Below are 17,365 nucleotides of genomic sequence, written 5' to 3'. Positions count from 1 at the left end.
TTGTTAAAAAAACTCTCAAAGTTTTCGCGAAAATCCGCTATCGACCATGAGAGTTTTACTGATGTTTATGTTGAGTTCAATGGTTCTCCAATGGTTATTGCAAAGGCTTTTGATCTACTCCTAAATGTTTTGCCATGTCGAGTGCTTTACCCAGAATTCCTTTTTCATTTTGATCTGCCACGCCATTCAATTTAAATATCAATGAAGCAACGCTCATATTTTTAATATCTTCTGATGAAATATTGTATTTATTCACCATTCTCATTACTTTGCTGATGATATTTTCATTACCATCCAGCAAATTATCTCTCAGCAATTGGGCATTTTCACTGTGATTGATGAATTTATCAATTCCTTTTCCTGCAGAAACCTGACGAATCACGTTATCAAAGAATGTGTTATCACCGCCAACGATGTCGATATTTGCAGATTTGAATGCTTCTGCCAATACCAATGCCTGAGCGTCTGCAATCTCTTTCTGGATAGAAATTTGTGCCAATTCCACTTCTTTTTCTTTAGCCAATGTTAAACGGAATTCTTCGTGCTCTTTTCCTGCATCATTCAGCTTTTTCATCGCTTCGGCTTTTTCTGTAATTCCGGCTGCTTCTGCCAATGCTTTTTCTTTGATAACTTCAGCCTGAGCAATACCTTCCTTCTTGATCGCATCTGCTTTTTTCTCAATAACAATCGCTTCCACAATTCCCTGTCTTTCGGCAACATCTGCTTTCGCTTGCATTACCTGAGCTTCAGATAAACCTACCGTTGCCTCTTCTTTCGCTTTGGCATCAGCAATGATTTTGCGGGCTTCTGCTTCTTTTTCAGCAGCATCTCTTTTAGCCTGAGCTTCGATGACATATTTCTGAGCATCTTTTTCGGCTGCCAATTTGCGGGATTCTGCGGCTTTTGTTTCCTGAATTAATTTTTTCTCCGCTTCCTGAGTCGCCATCGTGATTTCCACCTGCTTTGTTCTTTCAGCGGTTTTAAAAGCTTCAAGATCTTTGATTCCCTGTTGCTCTTCCACCACTGTTTTTTCCATGGTCAATCTTTCACGAATTGCATCCTGAATAGTTTTCTTTTCAAGCTCAATCGCTTTGTCTTTTTCAATTTGCGCCAAGGAAACTATTCTTTCTCTTTCTGTGGCTTCAAGCGCTTTATCTTTCAGCACTCTTTCAGTTTCTACAAGATCGGCGCGTTCTTTATTTTTAGCAGCAATAACCACCTGACGTAATTTATTTTCTTCTGCAATCTGCAATTTTTCTTCGGTAGCAATTCTTACGGATTCGTATTTCAGACGTTCTTCCTCTTCCACTTTTAAGATCTCTGCATTTTCGCGCGCTCTGATATTGGCAACTTCTCTTTTTTGAGACTCTTCTTTTTCAGCCAATTGTTTTTCCAATTCAAGAATGGCTTCACGGGCTTCTACATTCTGTTTGGTGATTGTTTTTTCCTCGTCTCTGCGAACCTGATTGGCTTTAATATTCTGAGTGGCGGTTAATTCTGTAATCTTCTTGATCCCTTCAGAATCTAAGATATTGTCTTTATCTAATTTATCAATAGAAGTCTGTTCAAGATAATCAATCGCACAGTCATCCAACACGTAACCATTCAGGTCTGTTCCGATAATATCTAAAATTTCCTGACGAAATTCGCTTCTTGCTTCATATAATTCGGTAAAATCAAATTTTTTACCAACTGTTTTTAAGGCTTCTGAAAATTTAGCTTCAAAAAGCTCGCGCAAAGTATTGGTATCCGATGCTCTTTGGCAACCAATTGTTTGACCCACATTCACAATATCATCCACCGATTTATTTACTCTGATAAAGAAAGCCACCTGAATATCGGCTCTCATATTATCCTTACAAATCAATCCAGCCCTTCCTTCTCTGGAAATTTCAAGCTTTTTAACTGAAATATCCATAGATTCCATACGGTGGATCACAGGAATTACAATTCCGGCATTAAAAAATACTTTTGTGCCTCCGTATCCTGTTCTAAGCATTACAATTCCCTGAACAGTTTTTTTGTACATCGACAGTACCCAGAAAATGAGCCCTACCGTAGCAATTACAACAACAATGATTCCGACAATTAAAGGTATGTTCATAATTTAATAGTTTATATATTAATGTGTTTTTTTTGGTTAAAAATTTAAAGAAATGATAAAATATAGTTCAGAATGAGCATAAAAAGAGAAAACATGACATTGGTTTTTAAAATTTAAAAACATGATCTACAACGTAGAATTTTCTTCCCGGCTCTTCATCTACAATCATCACCCGCGTTCCGTGTTCCAGCTTTTTTCCGTTGTTGCTTTTCACCATCAGGATCATAGGATCGCTTCCGATGAAAACTTCCATCATCCCGATCTTTTCGCCTTCAATAGTAGATTTTAACCTTCCCTCTCTTCCCAGAAAATCGTGAGATCTTTCTCCCTTATGATTGATTTCTTTGAAAAAAGGATTGAGTGGCTTTAAAATCAGTTTCGTTACAAACAAACTCACGATCAACAACGGAACAACCATTAATGCTTCTGCCCAAGTGGGCAACGAAATAAAAACATTAAGGTAAATAGACCCCAACCAAGTAAGTAAAAGAACCAAGGTAAGAAAGTAGGTCATCGGAACAATATCCAGATTCAGGAATTTGAGAAAATGCGCCCAGGCAGAAGGATCGTCCGAAATATGAATATGGCCGTCCGGAGCGTCTATATTCGTATCGACATCTAAGTCAGAATCTATTCCGACATCAATATCTAACCCTGTAAGCATGGTAAAAATCCAGTAAATGACTGACAGTGCCAAAAGCACGCTCAGAACCGTATTTACGGGAGAAAACGCAATATGTAAAAATTCCTGAAAGGTCATTCTTTAGCCTTTTTTAAGTGATTCTTTTAGTTTTTGTAAAGCATCTCCTGCTTCTGTATCCTCATTCTTCACCAAAGCATCAATCTCTTCATCCACTGATTTTCCTGCTTTGGAAATCTCCAGATAAGCCTCCGCCTCGGCTTCCTGCTGTATTACTCTATCCTTCAGCTTCTCCAGCATACTTACCGTTCCGCCTGTATCTATCTGGGTCATTTTTTGATTGATATCGCGAGTCGCTTCACTCACCTGAACTCTGGCATTTAATGTTTTAAGCTCTGTTTCCCATTTAGAAATACTCGCTTTCAGATAATCAATATTTCCCTGCATTTTATCGCAATCCCCGTGTAGCTTATCAGACTCTTCTTTCAGAGAAACTACATGCTCCAATGCTGCAGCCTGCTTTTTTAAAGCTTCTTTTGCCAGACGATCTGCTTCTGCGCCATCAACCTCTCCTTTTTCTGCTTTTTGAACCAACAGCACTGCTTTTTTATAATACTCTTTAGCCGATAATTCTTCTGCTTCCGCTTCATTTTTTTTGCGGATAGACAATGCTTTCAACTGTGCCAATGCCTCAATTTTCTCAGCAAGCTGCTCTTTCATCTCTCTGATTCCTTGCTCCGTTAATTTTATAGGGTCTTCGAAATCATCAATCACAGAATGAAGCTCTGCTTTTCCTATATTTACTAATCTTTTGAAAATGTTCATTTTAAATATTTTTAGTGGAATTACTTACTCATTTCGATCATTTCATTGGTAAATTCACCGACAAGAATTCCCAAAGAATTGATAGAGGCCATAACCTCGTTTTGTGCCATATTATCAGTCGGTAGCGTATCTCTGAAGATCACGCGTTTTCCGGTATTGTCTAAAACAAAAGCACCGTGTACAATATCTCTGTTTTTCTGAAGAAGGGTTTTGTATATTTTCTCCGTCGGATTTTTAACCTCGAAAAGAAACTGCTCCATAATAAGGATAGAATCCGAGACGATAAGGATCATATTTTTGATTCCGTGCGATTCTTTCTCAATGATAAGAATCCTTCTGGCTTCATCATCTAAAGTAATATTAAAACCACTATCCAACAGCCATTCTTTAACTCTTCTAAATATTTGATTTCTCATAAGCATCCATGTTTATTACTAATTCTGTTTCACAAATATAGAATTTTAATTTTCAAAATGCAAATATTTTTAGCAATAAATTTCATTCATTTGCCGTATATTTGCAAAAAAGATTAGACTATGAGCTTTTTCGGGACTAATATAAAGAAGATAAGACAGGTAAGAGGGCTTAGCCAGAAAGCATTTGCAGACCTTTTTGAACTTAACAGAGGGGTAATCAGCTCTTATGAAGAAGGACGCGCAGAACCCAAAATAGAAACCTTATTAAAAGTAGCAGATTACTTCAATTTAGATTTACATAATTTATTAACAGAAACATTACAGGTTAATCAATTAGCAAGCGGTTCAGATATCGATCATTTAATGTTTGCAGCAGATCATTTGCCAAATGTGGTTTTACATAATGATCCCAGCACTGTAAAAATGCAAAAAATATTAGCAAATATAGATTTAGTATATGAATTCTCTGAAAGCAATAGTCTTTTATCTAATTATCAATACGGTGATATTTTGTTTTTAAACAAGGCCGATCAAAGTAAAGACCCTTTCTCAACTCTTATCGCTCATATTGACGGAAATCTTACATATTATTCTGAAATTACAGAAAACGAAATACCGCAAGCCGAATTTTATAAAATAGTTGGCTATATTTCCTTAGCGGAAAAAAAGAATATTCTTGGGGAAATTTTGGAGAGGTTGGAGAGATTGGAGAGGAAATGATGTGTTTTCACGCCACGAATCCACGAATGATAATTAATTATTTTTTAGTACTAAAATAAAACCAGTGTCATCTTCTTTATCTACAAGCCTATTTTTTAAGTTTAAACCATTTCAAATTAATCACAAAGACATAAAGAAAGCGGACCAAAAGTCCGCTCCCATTAATCAAGATGTTTTAAAATCTAAAGATTATCTTTCAGAATACATCAGATACAATTCTAATGCTCATGCTCTCCTGAATTGGTCAGTTTGGCATTCACGAAAAAGGCACCCTTCACCACAATTTTAGCATTCGGAGAAATATTTCCTACAGAAGTAATCGCTGTATAGCCCATGTCCGTTGAGCCTTTGATGATTTCAACCTTTTCAAAATTCATTGTTTTTGATTGATTTTTAGGCTTTCCTTTTTCATGGCTCCCATTATTTTCCTCTTCATGCTCATCAGGTTTTTTATCGGTCTGCACAAAAACATAATATTTTCCGTCTGCTTCTACGATAGCCTCATTAGGAATGGCTGGTGTTGTACTTTTATCAAGACTTACAATTCCAGTGATGTTCATTCCGTCAATTAAGCCTGTTTTATTCCCTGTTACATTGGCATGAATGGAAATCGTTTTGTTTTCATTTTCAAAAGTAGATCCTACGCTGTAAATGGTGGCATCATACTCTGTTTCAGGATTGTTGGTGAGTTTAAAATGAACAATCTGCCCCACTCTCATTTTAGGCAAATCTTTTTCAAAAACCTGTAAATCAAGATGAATCGAATTGTTATCAATAATTTCCAAAACCGGCGACGAAATATCAACATAGCTCCCGATCTGTGCATTAATATTGCTGATCGTTCCACTGATTGGAGCTGTAATAGCCAGACCCGATTTTAGATTTCCGTTGTTTACACTTCCCGGACTAATTCCCATCATCTGAAGCTGTCTTTGTAAAGAAGCTTTCTGCGTTCTCAGACTTTTCAGTTCCGCATCGGCACTTTGAAGATTCTTTTTAGCTCCGGCATCGTTGTCAAAAAGCTCCTTTTGTCTTCTGAACTCCTGTTCTGCAAAAGAAATTCTACTGTTTACCGTAAGATATTGTTCCTGAAGCTGAATATATTCCGGATTGCTGACGGTCGCCAAAACCTGACCTTTCCTTACAAAATCGCCAATCTGAAAATTAATGGTTTTAATTATTCCTCCATACAAAGAGGTAACCGTTGCCTTATTGTTATTAGGAACCCGCAATAATCCATTAGCTTTGATGGTTGAGGTTAATTCTTTCATTTCGATGGTTCCCAATGTTACACCGACTGACTTCATTTGTTCATCAGTTAATTCCGCGATGGTTTGCGGCGCTTCTTCATGTTTTACTTCCGCCTGTTGAGTTTTTACTTCTCCCTGAATTTCTTCTGTGGAGCCTTTCTTTCCGCAGCTAACTGCTAAAATACTAACCAGAATTAAAGAAAGGATGCTATATTTGATTTTCATTTTTATTGATTGATAATTGAATTAATAGTAACGACAGATTCATTCACCTGCTGAATAGACTGCAGATATTTCAACTGAATATTGGTAGCCGTCTGTAATGCGAAAAGATATTCTACATAAGAGATTTCTCCGGTTTTATAGCCTAATTGTCCGGCTTTGGTAATCTTTTCAGCATTAGGAATCGCCTGATTCATATAGTATTCATATTGTTTTACATTCTGCTGATATTGGCTGAAAGCATTTTCGAGCTGAGCTCCCAGTTGTTTTTGCTGAAATTTCGCATTCGATTCCGCCATTTGTTTCTGATAATCAAACGACTGTATTCTCGCTTTTGTTGCTCCAAAAGTGAGAGGAATGGAAACGCCGACGGTCGCCGAATGAAATCTGTTTCCTCCGTTAAAATACTGCTCCATCCCATTCACAGTCTGAAAACCGATCAAAGATTGATTGGTATACCCGATCGTAAATTCCGGAAGTCCTTGCGATTTTTCAACATTTTTATTCTTTTCCGCAATCTCCATTTCCTGATAAAAAGCTTGTACAGAAGGGTGTTTTGCAATCGCTGAACTGTCTAATATATCACTTACTTTTAAAGGTTGGTAATTTAAGTCAAACGGAACAGCCAGATCTTCAGATGTATTTAAAACTGTTTTAAAATTTTTATAAGCATTCATCAAATACACTTCATTCTGCTTCAGCAATAGATTAATTTCACCTATCTGGGTTTCAGCAGTATTAATTTCAATCTTTTTAATATCTCCCGCTTTAAATCTCACCGTTGCAATTCTGATGAAATCGTTATACAAACTATCCAGATTCTCCAATTTTGATTGATTATACTGCAGATATTCAATCTGATAATAATACGTTCTCACCTGCTTTGCCAGTTCATTTGCAGAAATCTCTTTGCTGATTTGCTTTCCTTTAATTTCCTCATTAATCAATTCCTTTTTTGCTTTAAATAAAGTCGGAAACGGAATGGTTTGAGAAATAGAAAAAGATTGGTCGAATTTCTTAGAATTATATTGCCCCAACTGAGCATCAACATTCATTTTCGGGAGTTCTTTTGCGGTAGGCATCAAAGCTTCAGATGATTTTAAATCTAAATCTTTAGACTTCATTAAGTCACTATTGGTTAAAGCCATTTGAATTGCCTCTTCGATGGTTACAGGTTTTCCCTGTTGTGCTTTAAACATTGATCCCAAAAATAAAAATCCTAAAACTACCACCGTTGGTCCTGCTTTAGATGTACTTTTTTTTAAATTAATAGTAGAATTAAAAATAATATACAACATCGGCAACACAAACAAAGTCAGAAAAGTCGCCGTCACCAATCCACCGATAACCACGGTTGCCAGAGGTTTTTGAACTTCCGCGCCCGCACCCGTGGAAATCGCCATTGGTAAAAATCCTAATGAAGCGACGGTTGCCGTCATAAGAACAGGTCTTAATCTTGTTTTAGTTCCTTCTAAAACTCGCTTTAAAATATTTGTTTCGCCTTCTTTTTCGAGCTGATTGAAAGTTCCGATTAAAACAATTCCATTCAAAACGGCAACTCCAAATAAGGCAATAAACCCGATTCCGGCACTGATACTGAACGGCATATCTCTTAACAATAAGGCAAAAACTCCTCCAATCGAACTCATCGGAATAGCTGTAAAAATCAATACGGCCTGTTTAAACGAATGAAAAGTAAAATACAACAACATGAAAATCAATAACAATGAAACCGGAACGGCAATCATCAATCTTTCGCTGGCGGCTTTTAAATTTTCAAACTGCCCTCCATAGGTAAAATAATATCCGGAAGGCAATTTCACTTGTTGATCCAGTTTTTGCTGAATTTCTTCAACAACACTTTGCACATCACGGTCTTTTACATTAAAACCAATCACAATCCTTCTTTTTCCCTCTTCACGGCTAATTTGAGCAGGTCCCAGTTTATAACTTATATTCGCCACTTGAGAAAGCGGAACCTGAGCCCCGGAATTGGTTGAAATCATCAGATTATTAACATCTTCAATATTGGTTCGATGCAAACTGTCTAAACGAACCACCAGATCAAACCGTCTTTCGTTTTCAAAAACCTGACCGGCAGACTGCCCTGCAAAAGCTGTGCTTACGGCATTATTCACATCTTCAATATTCAATCCGTAATTTGCCATTCTGGTTCGGTCGTATTCCACATTAATCTGCGGAAGCCCGCTTATTCTTTCAATTTGTGGTAAATTTGCTCCCTGAACCGACTGAATAATCTTTGCCGTCTTGTCTGCGTATACAGAAAGGGAATCTAAGTTTTCACCAAAGATTTTCACGGCAACATCCTGTCTGATTCCTGTCATCAATTCATTAAAACGCATCTGAATCGGTTGGTTTTTCTCAAAGAAAACTCCGGGAATTGTTTCCAGCTTTTCGGAAATTTCATCAGCTAAATCTTCGTAGGATTTTTTTGTTTTCCATTCTTTCTGAGGTTTTAAAACAACAATCAGGTCCGTGGCTTCCGGCGGCATCGGATCGGTCGGAACTTCGGCAGCTCCGGTTTTGCCAACAACCATTTTAACCTCATCAAACTGTTTGATAATTCTTGTTGAAGCCTGCATCGAAGTTTCAATGCTTTGGCTTAAAGAGCTTCCTTGTGGCAAAATACAGTGAAAAGCATAATCGCCTTCCTGCAGCTGAGGAATAAACTCGCCTCCCATTTTACTGAAAATTAAAACAGTAATCGCAAACAATGCAACCGTTCCTCCGACGAGCACATATTTTATTTTTAAAGCTTTTTCCAATAAAGGCTGATAGATTTTCTGAAGCTTATTCATCATTTTATCAGAAAAATTCTCTTTGTGTAAAGGTTTTTTAGACAAAAATAAAGCGCTCATCATCGGAATGTAGGTTAATGATAAAATCAATGCTCCTAAAATGGCAAATCCGACTGTTTTTGCCATAGGCGTGAACATTTTCCCTTCAACACCAACTAAAGTTAAGATCGGAATATAAACGATTAAGATGATAATTTCTCCAAAAGCTGCGCTACTTCTGATCTTCGATGCCGAAAGAAAAACTTCTTCATCCATTTCAGATTGCGTGAGGATTTTATTGGTTTTTCTTAAGCCTAAATGATGTAAGGTAGCTTCAACAATAATCACGGCACCATCTACAATCAAACCAAAATCGATTGCTCCTAAGCTCATTAAATTGGCACTTACTCCGAAAACATTCATCATTCCCAACGCAAACAATAGAGAAAGCGGAATGGCTGATGCCACGATTAATCCTGCCCTGAAATTTCCGAGGAAAAGTACCAGAACGAAAATAACGATCAACGCTCCTTCAATTAAGTTTTTTTCAACCGTGTTGATGGATCTTCCAACTAAATCTGTGCGATCTAAAAAAGGTTCGATCACCACATCCTCCGGAAGCGATTTTTGGATCGTCGGAATTTTATCTTTAATACGTTGAACCACTTCATTGCTATTGGCTCCTTTGAGCATCATCACAACACCGCCAACGGCATCTACTTCACCATTATATGTTAAAGCTCCATAACGAACGGCATGACCAAGACCAACATTCGCGACATCTTTTATGAAAATAGGAACACTTCCTGTTTCATTTTTTACCGCAATATTTTTAATGTCTTCAATCGAAGTCACCATTCCAATACCACGGATGAAATAGGCGTTTGGTTTTTTATCAATATAAGCTCCACCTGTGTTCTGATTATTTTTTTCAAGGGCCGTAAATATATCGCTGATGCTTATCCCCATCGCCTTCAAGCGATTTGGATCGATGGCGACCTCATATTGTTTTAATTCCCCACCAAAACTGTTAATCTCTGCAACTCCTGGCGTTCCGTTGAGCTGTCTGCGCACAATCCAGTCCTGCATGGTTCTCAGTTCTTTACTGCTATACTTTTTTTCACTTCCTTTTTTCGGATGAAGAATATACTGATACACTTCACCCAAACCTGTACTTACGGGAGCCATTTCAGGGATTCCGACTCCTTTTGGAATCTCTTCGGAAGCCTGTTTTAACTGTTCGCTAATCAACTGACGGGCAAAATAAATATCTACATTTTCTTTGAAAACAACCGTAATCACGGAAAGTCCGAATCTTGAAATACTTCGGGTTTCTTCGATATCAGGAATATTGGCAATACTCTGTTCGATAGGAAAAGTAACCAATTGCTCTACTTCCTGACCTGCCAACGTTGGGCAAACGGTGATTATTTGTACCTGATTATTTGTAATGTCAGGTACGGCATCGATCGGTAATTTGGAAGCACTCCAAGTCCCCCAAATAATCAACATCAAGGTCATTATCGCTATGACAATTTTATTCTTGATGCTAAATTTTATGATTTTATCCAGCATTAGATTTAATTTTTATTGAAAATCGAGTTTATTCCATCAAAAAAAAGGAATAAAGAGCGACAAAAATGAACATGAATACGTTGCAACGGTATTGCAAAGTTTCCACAACAAATTGATGAAAGACACAAGTCTTCCATTACAATCAATAAAAATTAAATTTTAGGGGGTTGCCAAATCTGGTCGTACACCAAATACGCAAAATCGTTTTTCTGGAAAAGAATTTTTTTTGAATAATAGCTGTGAACCTGCTCCGGAAAGGAAATAATGGGTTCAACTTTAAAAGAAGCTACCGTAATCTGGCAGCAGTTGCATGAACATAATGGCGAACAAACATCGGTCTTATCTTTAGAATGATTATCTGTCTGAAATGTTACTTTTAAAACCTCATCCACCGTTGGAGACTGCGCATGTACATCACCGCATGGCATCAATGACAACACCAAAAAGTAAATTGTAAGCAAAAGTCTCAAAATGTTCACGATGCAAATTTAGGTAATTTCTATAATAAAAAATGAATAATCATTTTAATCTACAAATTTTCATAAGACATCTGCGTCATAAAAGAAATTGCTTTTTTTATGTGATCGCGACCTTCGGAAGTAGTAAGATTAATTCCGCAAAAAGTTTCCCCATTCACCGAAGAATACATATTCAAATAATAAAGTCCGGCAACCATAATGGCCATCACCGACCGGAATTCCTCAGAATGTTTTCCAAAATGCGGATCTGCAATATTTTTAAAAATATACTCTCCGTTGGCTTCCTGAGTATCTGTCATTTTTCGTAAAGCTTTTCGGGATTCTGCCAAACGCCAAAGCAAAAGTTTCTGCGCATCTTTGTTGCTATGCACGTACTCATACTGCATTTGTAACATTCCTTCTATAATTTTTCTTCCGCCATCATCTACCTCAGGCATCACCTTATCAGACGTCAGATTGCTCCAGTAATCCTGAGAGCGAATATATTCGTCTAACAACCCGTCCATACCTCCAAAATAGGTATAGATCATTTTTTTGTCAACCCCAGCCGTAGCTGCGATGTGATTTATCTTTAATGCGGCGTAGCCTTTCGTTTTCAGGATTTTTCCTACTGCATCCAAAAACTTTTTTTTACTTCGTTCTTTGTTGCGGATACTGCCTGCTGCTGGTTTTCTTTCCATCATTAAACATTCAATATACAAGTTTAAGAAAAATTTTATTATTTTAGACACTATTTAGTGTCTTAATTTTTATATATTTGCACCAAACTAAACCATTCTATATATATATTTAAACACTAGTAAGGTTGAAGAAACGAAAAAAAATAATTCAGATTCAAAGCAATAACAATCAGAATTTCAAATTTCGATCCCTCAGTTTCAATGCTTCAGAATACATAATGAAGCAGTGGTAAAAGATTGATTAATACACAAACGAAAAACAATTTATACCGCAAATCGCTAAGGTAAAAACACGAAAACCTAACAGCATCATTAGATTTCTAATGGTGCTTTTTCTTTATAATGAATCAGCAAAATCCGTTGGCTGAATTTTATAAGACCTATTAATATTTAGAATAAGAAAAAATTACCATTTTTCTAAACCTTAATTATGCCTAAATTGCGCAATCGATTACAAAACTAAAAATATACCGACAGTGCAGGATAATTCTTTATAACAATTAATTTAGATTGCGATTAATAAAAGAATGATCCTAAACTATCTTTCTTTAAACCTAAATATTCACTGACATTATGATAAAACTTGCCCTAACTCTTACTCTCGCTTTATCGATATCGTTATCGGCACAATACAAACCGTGGACTTCCGCAAAACAGCCTTTAAAAGAAATCAAAGCGTTAAAAAAGCAAATCAAAAAACCTGAATTCAGAAAAGTTGATTACTTGATTACCGATTTCGGTGCGATTGGGGATGGAAAAACAAAAAATACCGAAGCTTTCAAAAAAGCAATTGAAAAATGTAATTCAGAAGGCGGAGGAAGAGTTGTCGTTCCAAACGGCGTTTTCTTGACAGGAGCTATTTATCTTAAATCTAATGTCAATCTTCATTTAAGCGACGGTTCCACGATTCTTTTTAGCCAAGACAGCAACGACTACCCTATCGTTTTCACACGTTGGGAAGGAATGGAATGTATGAATTATTCATCTTTAATTTATGCTTACGAAGAAGAAAATATCGCTGTTACCGGAAAAGGAACTTTAGACGGAAATTCAGATTTGGATAATTGGTGGTTTTGGTGTGGTGCAACAAAATATGGTTACAACGAAACTCGCCCGGGAAGACAAAATCCAGCAAGAGCAAAACTTCACGAATATATGGCTCAGAGAAAACCTGCGAGAGAAAGAATTTTCGGAGACGGTTATTATTTAAGACCAAATTTCGTTCAGCCTTACAAGTCTAAAAATTTCTATATGGCGGATGTTTTGGTTAAAAATTCGCCAATGTGGAACTTGAATCCCGTTTTGTGTGAAAATGTTTTAATTGAAAGGGTAAAAGTCATCAGTCACGGACCAAACAATGACGGTTTCGACCCTGAAGCTTGTAAAAATGTCTGGATTAAAGATTCCTATTTCGACACAGGAGACGACTGTATTGCCATCAAATCCGGAAGAGACGAGGACGGAAGAGATATTGGAAGACCAGCCGAAAACCATATTATAGAAAACTGCGAAATGAAAGACGGTCATGGCGGAGTCGTTATCGGAAGCGAAATTGCAGGTGGTGCGAAAAATATTTACGCTGTCGGAAACCTAATGGACAGCAAAAATCTTGACCGTGCGTTGAGAATTAAAACCAGTTCAAGTCGTGGCGGAATCATTGAAAACGTGTTCTTCTACAATACAAAAGTGGGGGCTTACAAAGAAGCGGCAGTTCGTTTCAATATGCATTACGAAAAGCCGGGAAATCACATACCGACAATGAGAAATATTTGGGTTGAAAACCTAACCGTTGACAAAGGCGGAAAATATGCTGTATTTTCTGATGCCTACGAATCTTCTCCGGTAACAGATTTCACAATGATCAATGCTAAAATGGTCGGCGTTCAGATACCTTATAAAGTAGATTATATGAAAAATGTGACTTTGAAAAATGTAACCGTTAACGGACAACCATTAACTGAGTTAAAACCATAAAATGCGAAAGAAAACCATTTTCGCCGGACTCATCGTTTTATCGGCACTCTCCCATTCTTTTGCTCAATCAAAACATTGGCAGAACAAAGAGCGTGAACTGCATTATAAAGAGGACAAAGGCGATTTTTTGTTGGTCAACGGAAAATACCGTTTCAACCGTGCTTTGTACGGAGATAATCGTGCATCGAGAGTTGAAGCGGGAGATTTGCCGGAATTTGCACTCTATCTTCCGGGAATGGGCGGAAATCTTCAGTTTATTATTCAGAAAGGAAATTCCATTAGAAAATTAATTAATGCTGAAAAGATTGAAACCCGATATCGTCCCGGAACGATGCTGTATGAAATAAAAGATCCTATTTTAGGAACCGGAAGTTTGAAAATCAACGTTTTAGCACAAGCCAAGGAAGAAGGCTTGGTGGTAAAAATGGAAACTGTGAATATAGATTCGTCAACAAAAATCTATGCGGTTTTTGGCGGAGCAAGCGGGACGACTTTCAGCAGAAACGGCGACATTGGCGCAGATCCGGAATCCGGATTTTATCTGTTGCCTGAATATTGTCTGAATAATCAGTTTCAGATTAATAAAAATCAATTCCAACTCAATTATTTAAATAAGAAAAAAGAAAGTCAAATCGTTAGTGGAAGTTTTTCAAACGTTAATTTGTTACAGCAAACTGATGCTCAGACTTTAGAAAAATTGGCTGAGTTTACTCAAAATAGAACAGATAAATCTCCGATTGTTTACGCTTCCTATTCTTCACAAAAAAATCCGGTTTATATTCAAATAGCGAAAGGAAAATCGGCTAAAAACTTTTCAGACGAAGATTTAAAAAACATATTTAATGAAGCTGAAAAAGCTCGTTTAACTTTAACGAACAGAATTCAGCTCAAAACTCCGGATGCAGATTTGAATAATTTCGGAGCGAATTTAGCCGTTGCAGCCGACGGAATCTGGGAAAGTCCGACTTTTCTTCACGGAGCAGTTGCTTGGAGAATGCGACTGAATGCGTGGCGTGGCGCTTACACAGCAGATGCGTTGAGTTGGCACGACAGAGCAAAAGAACATTTTGAAAGTTACGCCAATTCGCAGGTTTTAAAACCTGATTTTGCGCCTGTAGAAATGGATACATTGCTTCATTTGGCGAGAAGTGCGGAGAAAATGGGGACTTCTGTTTTTTCGAGCGGATATATTTCCAGAAACCCAAATGACAATACAAAACCGCATCACTACGATATGAATCTGGTATTTTTTGACCAGCTATTTTCGCATTTTAATTACACAGGAGACAAAGAATTTCTGAAAAAAATGTGGTCGACAATGGTTCGCCATATGGATTGGGAAAAACGAAATTTTAAACGGGGCGACTTGTATGATGCTTATGCGGCGATTTGGGCGAGTGATGCGCTTCAATATTCGGGTGGAAAAGTGACACATACTTCGGCGTATAATTACAGAGCCAACCGTGAAATGGCAAAGCTAGCAAAAATTATTGGCGAAAATCCTCAACCTTACGAACAGGAAGCTGATGCGATTTTAAAGGCAATGAAAAATGAACTTTGGATTAAAAACAAAGGCTATTTTGCTGAATATAAAGATGCTTTAGGCAATCAAATCGTTCACGACAAACCGGGAATCTGGTCGATTTATCACGTTTCTGACGCGTTTATTTTGAATGAATTTGAAGATTATCAGAACTTACAATACATCAATAATTATACACCAAAAATTCCGATTACGGTAAAAGGTGCGGCTCATAAAGACTATTTTACGTTAGCAACGACCAATTGGCAACCTTATGATTGGTCGATTAACAATGTGGCTTTGGCGGAAAACCTACAGACCGCTTTGGCGTATTGGCAAGCCGGAAGAAATCATGATGCCTACCAACTTTGGAAAGGAAATTTGGTAGAATCGATGTATTACGGCATCAGTCCGGGGAATTTTGAACAGCTTTCTCATTATGATGCGTTTCGTGGAGAATTGTACAGAGATTTTGCTGACCCGATTGGTATGGCTTCAAGAACTTTGACAGAAGGACTTTTTGGAGTTTATCCTAATTTATTGGAAAATAAAATCGTCATCAAACCAGGATTTCCGAAAGACTGGAATTCTTCCGAGTTGAGACTTCCGAATTGGGATTATGAGTTTAAAAGAACTTCTAAGAAAACTGAATATTTATTTAAATCAAAATATCAGAATCCAGTTTCGCTAGAAATGCAGATTCCTGTGAATTATTCCAATATCAAATCGGTACAGGTTAATGGTAAAAATGTAAATTGGAAGGTTAAACCGAATTCTATTTTACAGCCCATTATTCAGTTTGAAACGCCGAAAGGAAAAGATTTTAAAATTGAAATCAATTATTCTGGCGAAGAAAGCAAAAGTGAACAGACGGATTTTACTAATTATATTTCTGAAAATTTTCAGTTAAATTTTGATTCAAAAAAGAAAATAAAACGGGTTTACGATCCGCAAGGACTCATTAAAAATTCCCCTCCTCTGGAGGGGTGGATTCGACCAAAGGGAGAAGACGGGGTGGTTAAAAATGATTTCAATTTAATTCAAGAAGAAAGAAAAGGAACTTTTTTCGTTCAAGTTGAACAAAATGGAACGACTTGGTGGCAACCTGTGAATGTGGATATTCGTTTTCCTTTGGAAACAAAATGGGTGAATAAAAAACTACAGATTCAGTCAAAATCAGCGAATGCAATTAATGGAAAACTAAGTATTAATGGTTTAAATAAAACCTTTAGCATTCAGAAAAATCAAAATACAACCATTGAAATTCCTGCAAATTATTTAAGCAAAGGAACAAATTCTATTGAACTAGAATATAATGGAATTAAACAAAATATCGAAATCACCGATTGGGAAATTGAAAACCAAGGTCAGTTCAACAATATTTCATTAGCTTCAAAATACAACGAAAAAGTAACCGAGATTTTCAACCAAAAATATCTTTCGCCAAGGTTGAAAGTCCCTACTCTACAACTTCCGTGGCAGGGAATCGGAAACTGGTGTTATCCGTTGATTACCGCTCAAATCGATGATTCCGGATTAATGAATAAAAGAAAAAACAACAAAATTGATTTTCTCGGAATTCCATTTTTAATTGATAAATCGGATAAAAATATTGTCTTTGCAAGTCAGTGGGACAATTATCCTGAATCGATTGAAATTCCTTTGAATGGAAAAGGAAAGAAAATTTATTTTCTGATGGCGGGTTCTACGAATCCGATGCAGTCGCAGATTGTGAATGGAAAAATTACGGTTCAATATGTTGATGGTTCAACTTCTGAATTGGAATTGAAAAATCCAGTGAATTGGTGGCCGATTGAGCAGGATTTGTTTGATGATAATTTTGCATTTGAAATTCCAGATGATAAAATTCCGTATCGGGTTCAATTGAAAACAGGCGAATTATATAAAGGCGGAAGTTTAAGTAAATATTCCAGCATTAAAGGGTTTACAGACCGTCAAATTGATGGCGGAGCTGCAACAATTTTGGATTTGCCAATTGATGCAAATAAAGAATTAAAATCTGTAAAATTTACCGCAGTGAGCAATGATGTGGTGATTGGGATGATGAGTGCTACTGTTTTGAAATAATTAATGCCACGAATTCACGAATTTTTATTCAATTATTCATGTATTCGAGGCTGATGAAAAATAAATAAATAA

The 17,365-nt window shown here is 36.8% G+C and carries 11 protein-coding genes; 3 read left to right on the top strand and 8 right to left on the bottom strand.

What is annotated here, in order from left to right:
• Positions 1-94: 94 nt before the first annotated feature.
• The 4 genes from OXQ85_RS05260 to OXQ85_RS05245 all read right to left on the bottom strand — a co-directional run bounded on the left by OXQ85_RS05260 (position 95) and on the right by OXQ85_RS05245 (position 3,985).
• Positions 95-2,104: an SPFH domain-containing protein gene (locus OXQ85_RS05260; protein WP_267402765.1), complete on the bottom strand. Its 2,010-nt coding sequence runs from the start codon at positions 2,102-2,104 to the stop codon at positions 95-97.
• A gap of 106 nt (positions 2,105-2,210) precedes the next feature.
• Entirely contained in the window at positions 2,211-2,864 is a 654-nt protein-coding gene (locus tag OXQ85_RS05255; RefSeq protein WP_267402764.1) for a hypothetical protein, read from the bottom strand.
• 3 nt (positions 2,865-2,867) lie between these two features.
• Positions 2,868-3,569 (bottom strand): PspA/IM30 family protein, encoded by a 702-nt coding sequence (locus OXQ85_RS05250; RefSeq protein ID WP_267402763.1) that lies wholly within the window; start codon positions 3,567-3,569, stop codon positions 2,868-2,870.
• Between the two features lie 20 nt (positions 3,570-3,589).
• Positions 3,590-3,985 carry a YbjN domain-containing protein gene (locus OXQ85_RS05245; protein ID WP_267402762.1) on the bottom strand — a complete coding sequence of 132 codons (396 nt, stop codon included), beginning with the start codon at positions 3,983-3,985 and terminating at the stop codon, positions 3,590-3,592.
• 120 nt (positions 3,986-4,105) lie between these two features.
• Between OXQ85_RS05245 and OXQ85_RS05240 the strand changes: the two genes are divergently transcribed.
• A complete protein-coding gene (locus OXQ85_RS05240; protein ID WP_267402761.1) occupies positions 4,106-4,705 on the top strand; it encodes a helix-turn-helix transcriptional regulator in 600 nt (199 codons plus the stop codon).
• 218 nt (positions 4,706-4,923) lie between these two features.
• Here the strand turns inward: OXQ85_RS05240 and OXQ85_RS05235 are convergent, their stop codons facing one another.
• The 4 genes from OXQ85_RS05235 to OXQ85_RS05220 all read right to left on the bottom strand — a co-directional run bounded on the left by OXQ85_RS05235 (position 4,924) and on the right by OXQ85_RS05220 (position 11,709).
• Complete coding sequence (locus OXQ85_RS05235; protein ID WP_267402760.1) at positions 4,924-6,180, bottom strand: efflux RND transporter periplasmic adaptor subunit; 1,257 nt, start codon at positions 6,178-6,180, stop codon at positions 4,924-4,926.
• Positions 6,181-6,182: 2 nt separating this feature from the next.
• On the bottom strand, positions 6,183-10,550 hold the full coding sequence (locus OXQ85_RS05230) for a CusA/CzcA family heavy metal efflux RND transporter (RefSeq protein ID WP_267402759.1): 4,368 nt from the start codon (positions 10,548-10,550) through the stop codon (positions 6,183-6,185).
• A 152-nt stretch (positions 10,551-10,702) separates the two neighbouring features.
• Positions 10,703-11,029: a DUF6660 family protein gene (locus tag OXQ85_RS05225; RefSeq protein ID WP_267402758.1), complete on the bottom strand. Its 327-nt coding sequence runs from the start codon at positions 11,027-11,029 to the stop codon at positions 10,703-10,705.
• A 50-nt stretch (positions 11,030-11,079) separates the two neighbouring features.
• A complete protein-coding gene (locus OXQ85_RS05220) occupies positions 11,080-11,709 on the bottom strand; it encodes a TetR/AcrR family transcriptional regulator (protein WP_267402757.1) in 630 nt (209 codons plus the stop codon).
• Positions 11,710-12,282: 573 nt separating this feature from the next.
• Here OXQ85_RS05220 and OXQ85_RS05215 point away from each other — a divergent pair.
• Positions 12,283-13,683, top strand: coding sequence for a glycoside hydrolase family 28 protein (locus OXQ85_RS05215; RefSeq protein ID WP_267402756.1), 1,401 nt, complete (start codon positions 12,283-12,285; stop codon positions 13,681-13,683).
• 1 nt (position 13,684) lies between these two features.
• Positions 13,685-17,293 carry a DUF4450 domain-containing protein gene (locus OXQ85_RS05210; protein WP_267402755.1) on the top strand — a complete coding sequence of 1,203 codons (3,609 nt, stop codon included), beginning with the start codon at positions 13,685-13,687 and terminating at the stop codon, positions 17,291-17,293.
• Positions 17,294-17,365 lie beyond the last annotated feature (72 nt).

The sequence above is a fragment of the Chryseobacterium sp. GM_Chr_2 genome, from assembly GCF_026540445.1.
Taxonomy (GTDB): Bacteria; Bacteroidota; Bacteroidia; order Flavobacteriales; family Weeksellaceae; genus Chryseobacterium.
The sequence above is the reverse complement of the archived record's forward strand: the minus strand, read 5'-3'. Positions and strand labels throughout refer to the sequence as shown.